14 protein-coding genes are annotated in these 13,858 nt (G+C 63.2%); 3 read left to right on the top strand and 11 right to left on the bottom strand.

Annotated elements, in window-relative coordinates:
- Nucleotides 1–3 precede the first annotated feature (3 nt).
- The gene (locus ACW5CM_RS08685; RefSeq protein ID WP_457124770.1) at nt 4–1,623 is read right to left on the bottom strand and encodes an ABC transporter substrate-binding protein; all 1,620 of its coding nucleotides are present in this window, start codon (nt 1,621–1,623) and stop codon (nt 4–6) included.
- Between the two features lie 168 nt (nt 1,624–1,791).
- Between ACW5CM_RS08685 and valS the strand changes: the two genes are divergently transcribed.
- Nucleotides 1,792–4,383 carry a valine--tRNA ligase gene (gene valS / locus ACW5CM_RS08690; RefSeq protein ID WP_457124771.1) on the top strand — a complete coding sequence of 864 codons (2,592 nt, stop codon included), beginning with the start codon at nt 1,792–1,794 and terminating at the stop codon, nt 4,381–4,383.
- Entirely contained in the window at nt 4,383–4,598 is a 216-nt protein-coding gene (locus tag ACW5CM_RS08695; protein WP_438255413.1) for a hypothetical protein, read from the top strand. The genes valS and ACW5CM_RS08695 overlap by 1 nt, the downstream gene beginning before the upstream one ends.
- Nucleotides 4,599–4,603: 5 nt before the next feature.
- On the opposite strand, the gene ACW5CM_RS08700 is transcribed toward ACW5CM_RS08695, so the two are convergent.
- Together ACW5CM_RS08700 and ACW5CM_RS08705 are read right to left on the bottom strand one after the other, a co-directional pair.
- The gene (locus ACW5CM_RS08700) at nt 4,604–4,837 is read right to left on the bottom strand and encodes a hypothetical protein (RefSeq protein WP_438255412.1); all 234 of its coding nucleotides are present in this window, start codon (nt 4,835–4,837) and stop codon (nt 4,604–4,606) included.
- Nucleotides 4,834–5,454, bottom strand: a complete 621-nt coding sequence (locus ACW5CM_RS08705) for an ArsR/SmtB family transcription factor (RefSeq protein ID WP_438255411.1) — start codon at nt 5,452–5,454, stop codon at nt 4,834–4,836. Before ACW5CM_RS08705 ends, ACW5CM_RS08700 begins: the two co-directional genes overlap by 4 nt.
- A gap of 95 nt (nt 5,455–5,549) precedes the next feature.
- Between ACW5CM_RS08705 and ACW5CM_RS08710 the strand changes: the two genes are divergently transcribed.
- Nucleotides 5,550–7,601: a M3 family metallopeptidase gene (locus ACW5CM_RS08710; RefSeq protein ID WP_457124772.1), complete on the top strand. Its 2,052-nt coding sequence runs from the start codon at nt 5,550–5,552 to the stop codon at nt 7,599–7,601.
- 45 nt (nt 7,602–7,646) lie between these two features.
- Here ACW5CM_RS08710 and ACW5CM_RS08715 read toward each other — a convergent pair whose 3' ends face one another.
- The 8 genes from ACW5CM_RS08715 to ACW5CM_RS08750 form a co-directional block, all read right to left on the bottom strand.
- A complete protein-coding gene (locus ACW5CM_RS08715; protein WP_457124773.1) occupies nt 7,647–7,850 on the bottom strand; it encodes a ferredoxin in 204 nt (67 codons plus the stop codon).
- 27 nt (nt 7,851–7,877) lie between these two features.
- Nucleotides 7,878–8,921: a fatty acid desaturase family protein gene (locus ACW5CM_RS08720; protein ID WP_457124774.1), complete on the bottom strand. Its 1,044-nt coding sequence runs from the start codon at nt 8,919–8,921 to the stop codon at nt 7,878–7,880.
- 165 nt (nt 8,922–9,086) lie between these two features.
- Nucleotides 9,087–9,863 carry a hypothetical protein gene (locus tag ACW5CM_RS08725; protein ID WP_457124775.1) on the bottom strand — a complete coding sequence of 259 codons (777 nt, stop codon included), beginning with the start codon at nt 9,861–9,863 and terminating at the stop codon, nt 9,087–9,089.
- Entirely contained in the window at nt 9,860–10,408 is a 549-nt protein-coding gene (locus ACW5CM_RS08730; protein WP_457124776.1) for an NUDIX hydrolase, read from the bottom strand. Before ACW5CM_RS08730 ends, ACW5CM_RS08725 begins: the two co-directional genes overlap by 4 nt.
- A gap of 7 nt (nt 10,409–10,415) precedes the next feature.
- Nucleotides 10,416–11,684, bottom strand: coding sequence for an ATP-dependent Clp protease ATP-binding subunit ClpX (gene clpX, locus ACW5CM_RS08735; protein ID WP_438255404.1), 1,269 nt, complete (start codon nt 11,682–11,684; stop codon nt 10,416–10,418).
- Nucleotides 11,685–11,788: 104 nt separating this feature from the next.
- Nucleotides 11,789–12,451, bottom strand: a complete 663-nt coding sequence (gene deoC, locus ACW5CM_RS08740) for a deoxyribose-phosphate aldolase (protein WP_439254275.1) — start codon at nt 12,449–12,451, stop codon at nt 11,789–11,791.
- 72 nt (nt 12,452–12,523) lie between these two features.
- The gene (locus tag ACW5CM_RS08745) at nt 12,524–13,165 is read right to left on the bottom strand and encodes an ATP-dependent Clp protease proteolytic subunit (protein WP_438255402.1); all 642 of its coding nucleotides are present in this window, start codon (nt 13,163–13,165) and stop codon (nt 12,524–12,526) included.
- Between the two features lie 19 nt (nt 13,166–13,184).
- The gene (locus ACW5CM_RS08750; RefSeq protein WP_438255401.1) at nt 13,185–13,781 is read right to left on the bottom strand and encodes an ATP-dependent Clp protease proteolytic subunit; all 597 of its coding nucleotides are present in this window, start codon (nt 13,779–13,781) and stop codon (nt 13,185–13,187) included.
- Nucleotides 13,782–13,858: the final 77 nt, after the last annotated feature.

The following is a 13,858-nucleotide window of genomic DNA, read 5'->3' on the forward strand; positions in this document are numbered from 1 at the left end:
AGATCAGCTGACCGTCGCCGCGTAGAACAGCGGCCGTCCGTACAGATCGTAGGCCAGGCCGTCGACGCTGTCGTTCACGGCGGTGATCAGCGACGGACTGTACAGCGGAACAATCGCGGTGTACTCGGCGTTCCACTGCTGCAGCTGCTGGTAGATCGCGGTGCGCTCTTCCGTGTCGGTGGTCGCGATGCCCTGCTCGAGCAGAGCATCCACGTCCGCGTTCGACACCTGTGACGCGTTCTGGAAGCCATCGGTGTGCAGGTGGCTGCGCAGCAGGTCACCGTCGACTCCGGAGAAGCCCCAGTCCGTCAGGTCGAAAGTCTTCGGCCCGTACTGCTCGTTGTACGCGCCCGGCTCGAGGACCTCGCGCACGACCTCGAAGCCGATGTCGGCGAGGTCGGACTGAATCGCATTGCCGAGAGCCGCCTTGTCATCGGGAACCGGCGTCCACGCGATCCAGCGCACTGACAAGCGCTCGCCGTCTTTCATCCGGATGTCGTCGGCATCGCGCTCGGTCCACCCGGCGTCGTCGAGCAGCTGATTCGCCGCATCCTGGTCGAACGGCCAACTGCCCTCGAGGGAGGCGTCATAGCCTGGCGTGGTCGAGCCGAGGACGCTCCACGCCCGCGGAAACTGGCCGAAGAAGATCTCCTCCACTGCTGCGTCGATGTCAATGCCACGCGCAAACGCCTGCCGCACCTTCTGATCTGCGAACACCCCGTACTTCTCATTGAGGTACAGCGAGTACGGCAGGCCGGGGTACTCAAGAGACTCGACAGTCAGTGTGTCGGGAAGCGTGGCGGCGAGGTTCGGCGGCAGATTGCTGGCGAGGTCTGCCTCGCCGCTCTCCACGACGCCGGCACGCACTGAGGCCTCAGGCAGAATCTCCACGCGCAGGGTCTCGAACTTCGCAGCCTCTGCACCATCAGGGCCCCACGCATAGTCGGGGTTGCGGGTGTAGACGAGCTCTTGATCGGGCGTGTACTCGGTGAGCTCGAAGGGACCGGTACCCACCGTCACGTCGGGTCCGCCGGCCTTTAGCTGATCGGCAGAACTTTCCAGTACAGCTGGCGAGTAGAACCCGAGTTGCGCGGTGCTCGCAGCCTGCAGGAACGGCGAGTACGGCTGAGTGAAGTTCACCTCCACGGTGAACTCGTCGATGACTTCGGTGCCCGCGTAGAAGTCAGCGCCAAGCATGCTGGCGGCCTGCGCTGATGCCGTCTCCGGATCGACGATGCGGTCGAAGTTCGCTTTGACCGCTTCGGCGTTGAAGGGCTCACCATCATGGAATGTGACATCGTCGCGGAGCTCGAAGGTGTAGCTGGTGGCATCCTCGGAGACCGTCCAGTCCGCAGCGAGCCACGGTGAGAATGACCCATCAGCCTGCTGGGAGACCAGAGAATCCAGGACGACGCGCTGCACCATGCCAGACACGTCGAGCTGACTGGTCTGCGGGTCCATGTGACCGGCCGAGAGATTCGCTCCCTCGATGGCCCAGACGACCTCGCGGTTCTCAGCCGCTGGTGGATCGTTCACCGTGCCCGTGCAGGCACTGAGGGCGAGTGCGGCAGCAGCGGCGAGCGCGGTGACGGGCAGAATACGACGCACGAGTGGAGTGGGCATGCGGGTCCTCAGAAAAGGTGAAGGGGGTCGACCCAGTCTACTCGCAATTGTTGGACTCGGTCGAACTAGCCCCCGCTCCACCGCGCTCACTCTTCGTTAGACTGGTCAGCACATTCCACACTCAGGCACGCTCACACAGTGCCGCATACATCGCGCAAGGAGACCTTCATGGCCGCGTCCAGTCAGAATCAGATCCCTGAAAAGCCCGTCCTCGAAGGTCTCGAAGCGAAGTGGGACGGCACCTGGTCCGCGCAGGGCACTTATCTGTTCGATCGCGTCCGCGCAGCAGAGATCGGTCGCGAGGGCGTTTACTCGATCGATACACCTCCGCCGACGGCATCCGGTTCTCTGCACATCGGACACGTGTTCTCGTACACGCACACCGATGTGAAGGCGCGCTACGAGCGCATGCGCGGCAAGAGCGTCTTCTACCCCATCGGGTGGGACGATAACGGCCTGCCCACCGAGCGCCGCGTGCAGAACTTCTACGGAGTGCGCGTCGATCCGACCCTCCCCTACGACTCCGATTTCACTCCTCCGTTCGAGGGCAATGCGAAGAGCCTGAAGGCCGCCGACCAGCAGCCCATCAGCCGCCGCAACTTCATCGAACTGTGCGAGCGCCTCACGATCGAAGACGAGAAACAGTTCGAAGAGGTTTTCCGCCAGCTTGGCCTCAGCGTCGACTGGACCCAGACATACCGCACGATCTCGGATGAGACGATGCGCCAGAGCCAGCTCGGCTTCATCCGCAACCATGAGCGCGGCGAGGCATACCAGGCGCTCGCCCCGACGCTGTGGGACGTCGACTTCCGCTCCGCCATCGCGCAGGCGGAGCTCGAAGATCGCGAACAGCAGGCCGCCTTCCACCGACTCGCCTTCCACAAGACCGACGGCACCGGCGACATCCACATCGAAACCACCCGCCCCGAGCTTCTCGCGGCATGTGTCGCGCTCGTGGCGCACCCGGATGATGAGCGTTACCAGTCGTACTTCGGCCAGACCGTGCGCACCCCGCTGTTCGATGTCGAGGTTCCGGTGCTCGCGCATCATCTCGCCCAGCAGGACAAGGGGTCCGGCATCGCGATGGTCTGCACCTTCGGTGATGTGACCGACATGATCTGGTGGCGCGAGCTCGACCTGCCGATCCGTGCGATTCTGGGGCTGGACGGCCGCGTGATCGCCGATGCTCCGGAGGCGATCATTTCGGATGCCGGCAAGAGCGCCTATGCCGAGTTGGCAGGCAAGACCGTCTTCAGCGCCAAGAAGCGCATCGCCGAACTGCTCGAGGAATCCGGCGAGCTGCTGGAGGTCTCCAAGCCCTTCAACCACGCCGTGAAGTTCTTCGAGAAGGGCGACCGCCCGCTGGAGATCGTGTCGACGCGTCAGTGGTACATCCGCAACGGCGCCCGCGACGAGAAACTGCGCGAGCAGCTCATCGACCACGGACGCCAGATGCAGTGGCACCCGGACTTCATGCGCGTGCGCTACGAGAACTGGGTCGGCGGTCTCACCGGCGACTGGCTCGTTTCTCGCCAACGCTTCTTCGGTGTGCCGCTGCCGGTCTGGTACGGCCTGGACGAGAACGGTGACCGCGACTACGACCGCGTCATCCTGGCTTCCGCCGAGCAGTTGCCGGTTGACCCGACCGTGGATGTGCCGGTCGGTTACACCGAGGATCAGCGCGGTCAGGCCCTCGGCTTCGAGGCCGAGGTCGACATCCTCGACACCTGGGCCACCTCGTCACTGACGCCGCAGCTGGCCGGCGGATGGCAGCGCGATGAGGAGCTGTGGAACCTGGTTGCTCCCTTCGATGTACGCCCGCAAGGACAGGACATCATCCGCACGTGGCTGTTCTCGACCATGCTGCGCTCGACGCTGGAAGACCAGCGCTCGCCGTGGCAGCACGCGTCGATCTCCGGCTTCATCGTCGACCCCGACCGCAAGAAGATGTCGAAGTCCAAGGGCAATGTGGTCACCCCGGCCGACATTCTCGAGAAGCACGGATCGGATGCTGTTCGCTACTGGGCGGCCTCCAGCCGCCTCGGTGTGGATGCCGCCTTCGACCCTCAGAACCCGACGCAAATGAAGATCGGTCGCCGCCTGGCGATCAAGATCTTGAACGCGGCAAAGTTCGTCCTGTCGTTCCCGGTTCCCGAAGGTGCCGAGGTCACGCACGCTCTGGATGCTTCTATGCTCGCCACGCTCGATGGTGTCGTCGCCGAGGCCACCAAGGCGTTCGACGCGTTCGATCACGCCCGCGCACTGGAGATCACTGAGTCGTTCTTCTGGACGTTCTGCGACGACTACCTCGAGCTGGTCAAGGAGCGCGCCTACGATCAGACCGACGTCGGACAGCCCTCAGCTGCGCTCGCACTGCGGATCGCCCTGTCGACGCTGCTGCGGCTGCTCGCCCCCGTCGCGTCCTTTGCGACGGAAGAGGCCTGGTCCTGGTTCGAGGAGGGCTCGATCCACACCGCTGCCTGGCCGACCAGTGGCGACCTTGCCGGCGGCGACGCATCCGTGCTCACCGCCGCCAGCGCCGCTCTCATCGGCATCCGTCGGGCCAAGACCGAGGCGAAGGCCTCGCAGAAGACGCCGGTATCACGCGCCGTGATCGTCGCCCCCGCCGAGACCCTCGAGTCCATTCGCGCGGCCGCAGATGATCTCCGGGCCGTTGGCCGCATCGCCGAGTTGGAATTCGTCGAGGGCGCTGAACTCGCTGTCACCGAGATCGAGCTGGTTCCTGTGGAGGAGAGCTGATGCAGCTGGGTACGCGTTGGGCGGCGGGATCGGATGCTCCGGCATCCGTCCCCGCTGTCCTGCGTCCAGCGATCACTGAGGTGGAGGCCCGCGGTCTCGCCGGGCACTGGACGCTCACCTGGCTCGAGGGCCGTCCGATTGCAGAGTTGGATGCCGGGTGGGAGGTCTTCGTGACCGCCACCGGCGAGGTGATTGCGCGTGAGTTCGAGGACTGACGACCTCAGCGCAGTGGCAGGCCCATGTGCAACAGGGCATGGTCAGTGGCGCGCGGATCAGGCTTGCGAGTCTGTTCCGCTTTGATCGCTGCGAGCATCGCCTCTCGCCGATCCTGTCGACGCTCTACTCTGCGGGTTGCCCAACGCGTCATCGCATCGGCCAGCCTGATGGAGCCCCGCTCGAGAGCGTTCGCTCCGCGCGGCACGGGAGATGTACGGGTGACTGCGACAGCGCTCATGATGCGGACTCCTTGTTCGTCGTATGACTCTTCAGTGGGAAGACGTCGGCTCGAACACTGACCCGCCGCACACCCTCGCCCTTCTGATCCCGATACTGTTCAGCAGCCTCGTCGATGAGCGCCTCGATCTTCTTCGTGAGTTCGATGGTCTGCTCTGCGGTCATGCTGATCCCGCTGGTCATCGAGGTGCTGGCACCCCTCCATTCGACCGGCTCTTTATCAATGCGCCCGGTGAAGAACTCCATGAGCTCGTCATGCCGGCGGCGATGCACCTCTGCGACCGCGACCTGGAGTGCGGCTTCCCCCGAGGGTGAGCCCTGCACCGCGCGGGAGTCGTAGACGATCCCGCCCACCGGCCGCTCCCACCAGCGCTCTCGGCCTGCCCTGACACCGTCGACCTCACGGATCAGGTCGTGGCTGGCCAGCGACCGCAGGTGGTAGCTGGTCGCACCGGACGACTCCCCCAGTATTTCAGCGAGCGTGCTGGCGGTCTGCGGTCCCTCATTCGCGAGGATGTCGAAGATCCGCACCCGCAGCGGGTGCGACAGTGCCCTGAGTGCACCAGCATCCAGAACGCGACGTTCTGCTGCAGCGGGGGTCTTCTTTGCTTCGCTCATAATGCAAAGATATCCTTGCAAGGCTTTCTTTGCAAGCTTTATTTTGCAATCGTTTCTTTGCACGACACCATGCGCGCGCGTCGTAGGCTCGTTTTATGACCGATGCCGCGAACCCGCTCCTGACGCCGTCCGCTCTTCCCTATGCACTTCCGGACTATGCCGCGATTCGCCCCGAGCACTATCTCCCCGCTTTCCAGGCCGCGTTCGAAGAGCACCTCAATGAGATCGCCGCGATCACCCGCGTGCGATCGATGCCCACATTCGAGAACACAATGATGCCGCTCGAGCAGGCGGGAGCCCTGCTCGAGGCCGTTGCACACGCCTTCTACACGGTGAGCTCCGCGGACGCTACCGACGAGATCCAGGCGATCGACGAAGAGTTGGCGCCCCTGATGGCCGCTCATGAAGACGCCATCCGGCTTGACGCTCAGCTGTACTGGCGTGTGAAGAACATGTACGAGCAGCTCGATCAGCTCGACCTCGATGGCGAGAGCCGATACCTCGTGGAGCGGCACTACCGTGAGATGACGCACGCTGGCGCTGGACTGGATGAGGCCGCAAAGGCCCAGCTGACCGCGCTGAACCAGAAGCTGTCGATGCTGACGACGACGTTCGAGAAGAATCTGCTGGCCGATACCAACGACCTGGCTGTGCTCTTCGAGAGCGCGGAGGAGCTGGACGGCCTTTCCGAAAGCGAGCTGTCCGCGGCATCTCGGGCAGCGAGCGAACGCGGCGCTGATGGCGGCTACCTGATCTCGCTGCCGCTGTTCACCGGGCATCCGTATCTCGCTTCGCTGACGAACCGCGAGAGCCGCCGACGGATCATGGCCGCATCGCGCTCGCGCGCCACGCGCAACAATGCCAACGGCAACCAGGCCACCCTCACGGAGATCGTCGCCGTGCGCGCAGATAGAGCTCAGCTGCTCGGATACTCCTCGCACGCCGCCTACGTCACCGCTGATGAGACAGCTGGCACACCGGAGGCCGTGTCGGAACTGCTGCACCGGCTGGCCCCTGCCGCGGCAGCCAACGCTCGCACTGAGCAGGCTGCCCTGCAGGCGATCATCGACGAGACAGAAACCGATCCTTTCACCCTTGAGGCGCACGACTGGGCGTTTTATACCGAGAAGGTGCGCACCGCAAAGTACGACATCGATACGGCCGCGCTGCGGTCCTGGTTCGAGGCGGAGCGCGTCCTGCAGGACGGCGTGTTCTTCGCCGCAACGCAGTTGTACGGCGTGACGTTCGTCGAACGCGACGATCTTGTCGCGTACCATCCGGGTGCGCGGGTATTCGAGGTGCACAATGCCGGCGGCAGCGCGCTGGGGCTCTACATTCTCGATCTCTACACCCGGGACTCCAAGCGCGGCGGTGCCTGGATGAACCCGATTGTCAGCCAATCCGCGCTGCGCGGCACAGCGCCCGTCGTCGTGAACAACCTCAACGTGTCACAGCCGGGAGATGGGCAGCCGACGCTGCTGACGCTCGATGAGGTGACGACGCTGTTCCACGAATTCGGGCATGCGCTGCATGGGCTATTCGCGACAGTCAACTACCCGCATTTCGCGGGCACCAATGTGTTCCGTGATTTCGTGGAGTTCCCCAGCCAGGTCAACGAGATGTGGATCCTGTGGTCGGAAGTGCTCGACAACTATGCGCGGCATTTCGAAACCGGCGAGGCTCTGGATGCTGCGGTCGTCGAGCGGCTGCGCGCGACAGAGACCTTCAACCAGGGGCACGACACGAGTGAATATCTCGCCGCTGCCTGGCTCGATCAGGCCTGGCATCGGCTCGCGGCTGACGAGTCGGTTTCGGATGTCGCGGCATTCGAGGCGGCAGCGCTTGCTGAGATCGGGCTAGACAATCCGGTCGTCCCCACCCGCTACTCCTCGACGTACTTCGCGCACATCTTCTCGGGCGGGTACAGCGCGGGTTACTACTCCTACATCTGGAGCGAGGTGCTCGACGCCGACACCGTGGAGTGGTTCCGTGAGAATGGCGGGCTCACCCGCGAGAACGGCGACCGTTTCCGCGCAAGGCTGCTCGGTGTCGGCGGCTCAAAGGATCCGCTGGATGCATACCGTGACTTCCGCGGCCGCGACGCCGATATCGCGCCGCTGCTGAAACGCCGCGGGCTGGACGGGTGACACAGATCGACGCGATCCCCTAGCGCTCTCGCGCTGATGGGCGACTCACTCGGAATTTTCAACGTGGATCGTCGCTGACGGGCACAGTTCCGCCGCTTCGCGAACTGCCGCCCATTCGGATTCTGGCGGGTTCGCGTCGAGAAGCCGGACGAACCCGCCGTCTTCGTCCCTGTTGGCGAACACCCGGGGCGCAGTCCTACTGCAATGCGCTGAGGCGACGCAGGCGGTCGGGTGCACGGTGACCTTCATGATCTCTACTCTCGTTGTCGTGGTTGCTCATCCGCGATACTCGCGGACCAGCGGACAGGTATACAAGTCACGGTTCATGTGCCCCACCTGGTTCAGGTAAGCGAGAATCGTCCGAAATGACTGAATGAGTGTGGCTTCTTCGTAGGGGATGTCGTTGGCCGCACAGTGCCTGCGGACGATCTTCTGCAGGGCAGGAAGACTCGGTCGCGGCGCCTTCGGGAACAGGTGGTGCTCCACCTGGTACTCCAGGCCTCCCATGAAGAAGTGCACGAGCGGACCACCGCGCACGTTCCGCGACATGCGCACCTGGCGCCGCAAGAAGTCGATTTTCGCGTCATGCGGAACCGTGGGCATCCCGATGTGGTTGGGCGTGAACGCACCGCCGAGGAGGAATCCGAACACGGCCACCTGCACCGCCGCGAAGGCCGCAGCCATGAGCGGCGGAAGGACAAGGAAGAGGAATGCGAGAAAGCCGACGATGCGGATTCCGACGAAGAGGATCTCCGTCCAGCGATGCGTCACATTCTTGCCGACGAGGATCGTCTTGACCGAGTCAATATGAAGGGAGAACCCTTCGAACAAGAGAAGCGGGATGAAAAAGAATCCCTGGAATCGGCCGATCCGTGACAGGAATCCCGTACGCCCATCAGTGCCTTCTGGGGTGAAGGAAAGCACGCCCGCCCCCACATCCGGATCCGAACGCTCCTTGTTCGGATTTGCGTGATGACGACCATGCTTGTCGACCCACCAGCCGTAGCTGAGGCCGGTGAACAGACCCGCGAGAACCCGGGCTGTCCAGTCGTTCCAGCGACGTGACTCGAACATCTCCTGGTGAGCCGCCTCATGACCGAGGAAGCCGAGTTGCGCCATGCACAACCCGAGCAGCGCTGCCAGGATCAGCTGGAACCAGGTGTCTCCGAGGAATGCGACACCGACCAGGATGCCTGCAGTCGCCAAGACCCAGAAGAGGATCGCTGACCAATAGAATCCATAGCGTCGACGCATGAGCCCAGATTGATGCGCCTCTGCCGCGAGCTGATGGAACGCCTCGACATACTTCTGACCTGACATCTGGGTCACCGTCACCTTGATCACCACCTGAACGCACGACGATGCGTGAGAACGTTGAACACTCCTAGGCTAAGCACGGTGGCCACTGGTTGTCTGCCCCATTGAATGAGCGCAGCGGATCATGGTACTGAGATCCCGGTCAAGTACCGGGCAGCGCGCGCAGGATCACAGCGGTGGCGAGGTGTAGAGCTGGGTCGAGCAGCCTTGCTCGCCGGGCTGAAGCCAAATCTGATCGTACGACGGGGCGATGACCTCGCCCGTTAAATTCCGGACGCGCAGGATGCAGTCAGTGCCGGGGCTTACGCCGACGGCAACGACAACCTCTCCCGCTTCGGTCTTGACGACCTCGATCGTGAACTCCTCCCCCGGAAACTCGGCGCGCAGACGGTCGGCCACCGCAGAGCCGGCCTCGGCCGCGAGGATTCGTTCGATCTGCTCCGAAGCGTCGTCTGGAAGGACCGGGCGGTTCGAGGCCGGGGGTGTTCGCGGTTCTGGAAGACCGTCGCACGGGATCATTTCGAAGCGGACATCCTCACCTAGCGCAATCGTGTAGCGGTAGCACTGCACGGCCGACCCGGCCGAGTTGAACGGTCCGTAGTATCCACCGATGGAGTTCTCCGTGACGCTTGCGCTGAGGCGGGCTTCGATCGTGCCTGTCTGCTCGAGTCCGATCGCCCCCGTCCAAGTCAACGGTTCGACCGTCGCAGCACGCGAATGGAATCTTTCGGCGGCCACCGTCTCTGCATCAATCGGCTCACTGATGCCGTCAAGGTCCTGAGCCAGAGCACGAGCGACGTCCTCGACCCGCGCGGCAGCAAGCTCGTCACCATCCCGGTCTCGCATAGATGAGATGAGGATGATCACGAGGACAACCGCGACGACCACGACCGTCAGCACCGCAATCGCGAAACTCACCCCCAACTTTCGTACGAGCGCGCTCATCGCCAACTCAGCAGCTGCATCGCCTTGTACCAGGTGAGCTGATGGAAACTCTGCAGCAGCCGCTCGCCGGCCTTTGCCAACGGCACGACGCGTACGGAAATGAGTTCGCCGGCATCGAGCGATTGTGCCGCCACCTGTGTACAGTCGCGAGCGAGGAAGTGGTGAACGCGGTTCGTATGGTTGCCGAAGTTCGCCCAGGTGGCGCCGAGGTCAATGATCTCGCTTGCTTCGCAACCTGTTTCCTCGCGAAGCTCCCTCGCCGCAGCGTCCTGCGGCAATTCTCCGGCATCGACCGCTCCACCGATCGTGCCGAGCGCCATGACGCCCGCGCCGTGTCGGTACTCCTCGACGAGGATCGCATCACCGTCGGCGTTCAGCGCGAGGACCGAGATCCACTCCGCTGGCTCCATTACGTAGTACGGCGCGATTGTGCGACCGGCGGCATCCAGGCACGTGTCTGCACGCAGTCGGATCCAACGATCGGCCACGACGATCTCGGAATCAACCACCGTCCACGGCGCAGGCTGTACCCCGGCCGCAGTCATCGTCCGCTCAGGCGCTCTTGCGCTTGCGCTCCAACACGACCGTGGGTGCCGCGCCATCGTCAACAGCCTCGCGGGTGACAATGACCTTCTTCACGTCTTCCGCCGACGGGATCTCGAACATGATCGGGCCGAGCACATCTTCCAGGATCGCACGCAGACCGCGCGCACCTGTCTTGCGCTCTACTGCAAGATCGGCGATCGAGCTCAGCGCATCATCGTCGAACTCGAGCTCCACACCGTCGAGCTGGAACATGCGCTGGTACTGCTTGACCAGGGCGTTGCGAGGGCCCGTGAGGATCTCGATCAGCGCCTTCTGGTCGAGCGGCGTGACCGATGCGACCACCGGCAGTCGACCGATGAACTCGGGAATCAATCCGAACTTGTGCAGATCCTCGGGCAGCACCTCGCTGAACAGGTCGAGGTCTTTGCTCTTGTCATGCAACGGTGCACCGAACCCGACGCCGTGCTTGCCTACCCGCGAGGAGACGATGTCTTCCAGCCCGGCGAAAGCACCGGCGACGATGAACAGCACGTTCGTGGTGTCGATCTGCAGGAACTCCTGATGCGGGTGCTTACGACCGCCCTGCGGTGGCACCGCCGCGACAGTCCCCTCGATGATCTTCAGAAGCGCCTGCTGCACGCCCTCGCCGGAGACGTCACGAGTGATCGACGGGTTCTCCGACTTGCGAGCGATCTTGTCGATCTCGTCGATGTAGATGATGCCCTGCTCGGCACGCTTCACGTCGTAGTCGGCGGCCTGGATGAGCTTCAGGAGAATGTTCTCGACGTCTTCACCCACGTAACCTGCTTCGGTAAGCGCTGTGGCATCGGCGACGGCGAAGGGTACGTTGAGCCGCTTGGCCAGAGTCTGCGCAAGGTAGGTCTTACCGCAGCCGGTGGGGCCGATCATCAAGATGTTGCTCTTCGCGATCTCGACTTCGTCGGCCTTCTGCTCGGCGAGCTGCAGGGTGCCATGCGCACGAACGCGCTTGTAGTGGTTGTAGACGGCGACAGACAGCGAGCGCTTGGCCTGCTCTTGTCCGACGACGTATTCCTCGAGGAAGCTGTAGATCTCGCGCGGTTTCGGCAACTCGAAGTCCGCGACGCCCTCGGCCGAGGATTCCGCCATGCGCTCTTCGATGATCTCGTTGCACAACTCGACGCACTCGTCGCAGATGTACACACCGGGGCCAGCGATCAGCTGCTGCACCTGTTTCTGGCTCTTTCCGCAGAATGAGCACTTGAACAGGTCAGCGCTTTCACCGATTCGGGCCATGCGCGTCCTCCTTGGGGAGACTGAGAAACTCCTTCGAGCCTAACCGCTACCTCCGACACTGCGCCGCATTGGCACGGTCGGAGCGCACACTCCCGTGTCGATTGTCAGTAGTCGCTGGCTGTCTCGACGTCTTCGACGATTGCGCGGGTGCTCGAGACGCCCAGGCGTGTCGCGCCCGCGGCGATCATGGCCTCGGCAACCTCACGCGTGCGAATTCCGCCGGAAGCCTTAACCTCGAGACGGTCGCCGACGGTGCTCTTCATCAGCTCGACCGCGTGAACGGATGCTCCACCCGCCGGGTGAAAACCGGTCGATGTCTTCACGAAATCCGCTCCGGCGGCTTCTGCCGCGCGGCTGACGGCCACGATGGCCTCATCGCTGAGCGCCGCCGATTCCATGATCACCTTGAGCACGATGGGCGCGGGAGCAGCTTCCCGGACGGCGCGGATATCGGACTCCACTCGGGCGTAGTCACCCTCGATCGCGGCTCCGATGTCGATGACCATGTCAAGCTCGTCGGCACCCTGTGCCACCGCAAGCGCAGCCTCTGCAGCTTTAATCTCTGAGTGGTGCTTACCGCTGGGGAAACCGATCACTACAGCCAGCTTCAACCCCTCGGGCAGATCGATCGGGAGCATCGACGGCGACAGGCACACACTGTAAGCGCCGAGTTCGGCTGCCTCTGCGATGGTCGCGGCGACATCAGCTCGGGTTGCCTCGGGCTTCAGAAGAGTGTGGTCGGCGTAACGCGCAAGGTTCTGCGTCATGAGTGTTCTCCTTGAGATCTGGATCGGACAGAAGTGGGTCATCGGCACGATGGCCGATGACCCACATCTCGATTAGGACCGCTTACGCGTCGTCAACACCTGGTCAACGACACCATAGTCAAGAGCCTCAGCCGCGGAGAGAATCATGTCGCGGTCGATGTCCTTGTTGACCTGTTCAACGGGCTTGCCGGTGTGCTTGGCCATGGTCTCTTCGAGCCACGTGCGCATGCGCAGGATCTCGGCAGCCTGGATCTCAATATCCGACGCCTGACCGTGCCCTGCTTCACCCATTGCCGGCTGGTGCATCAGCACGCGGGCGTTGGGCAGAGCGAGACGCTTGCCTGGTGCTCCTGCTGCCAGCAGCACAGATGCGGCAGAGGCCGCCTGGCCGAGAACGACAGTCTGAATCTGCGGCGCGACGTACTGCATCGTGTCGTAGATCGCCGTCATCGCGGTGAAGGATCCACCGGGTGAGTTGATGTACATCGTGATGTCACGCTCGGCGTCCTGGCTCTCGAGCACCAAGAGCTGCGCCATGACGTCGTCAGCCGAGACGTCATCGACCTGTACGCCCAGGAAGATCACGCGATCTTCGAAGAGCTTGTTGTACGGATCCTGACGCTTGAAGCCGTACGCCGTGCGCTCCTCGAACTGCGGGAGCACGTAGCGGCTGGAGGGCAGGTTGCCAGCGGATTGGAAAGTAGGGGTGTACATAGATATCCTCTCGAATCCGTTATTCAGCCGAGTCGGCGGTGCCGCCGCCGCCGATGACATCGGAGGCCGACTCGCGAATGTGATCGACGAAGCCGTACTCGAGCGCCTCAGCTGCTGTGAACCAACGGTCACGGTCACCGTCTTCGTTGATCTGCTCGACGCTCTTCCCGGTCTGTGCGGCCGTGATCTCGGCCAGACGGTTCTTCATCGAGACGATCAACTGGGCCTGCGTCTGGATGTCACTCGAGGTGCCACCAAAGCCACCGTGCGGCTGGTGCAACAGAACGCGAGCGTTGGGCGTGATGTACCGCTTGCCCTTGGTCCCAGCAGTGAGCAGCAGCTGCCCCATGGACGCCGCCATGCCGATGCCGACCGTGACGATGTCGTTGGGCACGAACTGCATCGTGTCGTAGATCGCCATACCCGCGGTGATCGAGCCACCGGGCGAGTTGACGTAAAGATAGATGTCCTTCTCCGAGTCCTCTGCGGCGAGAAGAAGAATCTTCGCGCAAATCTCGTTGGCGTTATCGTCACGCACCTCTGACCCCAGCCAGATGATGCGGTCCTTCAGCAGTCTGTCAAAGACGCTTGTCGCGACAAGGGGTTCTGCAGCCATTTCAGCTCCTGTTTCCGTGTTCGGTGATTCGAATCTACCGGCGCACGCGCCGCGCTCAGGCCGTGTTCGCCGTCGGC

The organism is Microbacterium wangyouchuni (assembly GCF_054072595.1).

Excerpts from the sequence above, each read along its gene's own strand:
- ACW5CM_RS08685 (WP_457124770.1), bottom strand. The coding sequence starts at position 1,623 with ATGCCCACTCCACTCGTGCGTCGTATTCTGCCCGTCACCGCGCTCGCC.
- valS (WP_457124771.1), top strand. The coding sequence starts at position 1,792 with ATGGCCGCGTCCAGTCAGAATCAGATCCCTGAAAAGCCCGTCCTCGAA.
- ACW5CM_RS08695 (WP_438255413.1), top strand. The coding sequence starts at position 4,383 with ATGCAGCTGGGTACGCGTTGGGCGGCGGGATCGGATGCTCCGGCATCC.
- ACW5CM_RS08700 (WP_438255412.1), bottom strand. The coding sequence starts at position 4,837 with ATGAGCGCTGTCGCAGTCACCCGTACATCTCCCGTGCCGCGCGGAGCG.
- ACW5CM_RS08705 (WP_438255411.1), bottom strand. The coding sequence starts at position 5,454 with ATGAGCGAAGCAAAGAAGACCCCCGCTGCAGCAGAACGTCGCGTTCTG.
- ACW5CM_RS08710 (WP_457124772.1), top strand. The coding sequence starts at position 5,550 with ATGACCGATGCCGCGAACCCGCTCCTGACGCCGTCCGCTCTTCCCTAT.
- ACW5CM_RS08715 (WP_457124773.1), bottom strand. The coding sequence starts at position 7,850 with ATGAAGGTCACCGTGCACCCGACCGCCTGCGTCGCCTCAGCGCATTGC.
- ACW5CM_RS08720 (WP_457124774.1), bottom strand. The coding sequence starts at position 8,921 with ATGTCAGGTCAGAAGTATGTCGAGGCGTTCCATCAGCTCGCGGCAGAG.
- ACW5CM_RS08725 (WP_457124775.1), bottom strand. The coding sequence starts at position 9,863 with ATGAGCGCGCTCGTACGAAAGTTGGGGGTGAGTTTCGCGATTGCGGTG.
- ACW5CM_RS08730 (WP_457124776.1), bottom strand. The coding sequence starts at position 10,408 with ATGACTGCGGCCGGGGTACAGCCTGCGCCGTGGACGGTGGTTGATTCC.
- clpX (WP_438255404.1), bottom strand. The coding sequence starts at position 11,684 with ATGGCCCGAATCGGTGAAAGCGCTGACCTGTTCAAGTGCTCATTCTGC.
- deoC (WP_439254275.1), bottom strand. The coding sequence starts at position 12,451 with ATGACGCAGAACCTTGCGCGTTACGCCGACCACACTCTTCTGAAGCCC.
- ACW5CM_RS08745 (WP_438255402.1), bottom strand. The coding sequence starts at position 13,165 with ATGTACACCCCTACTTTCCAATCCGCTGGCAACCTGCCCTCCAGCCGC.
- ACW5CM_RS08750 (WP_438255401.1), bottom strand. The coding sequence starts at position 13,781 with ATGGCTGCAGAACCCCTTGTCGCGACAAGCGTCTTTGACAGACTGCTG.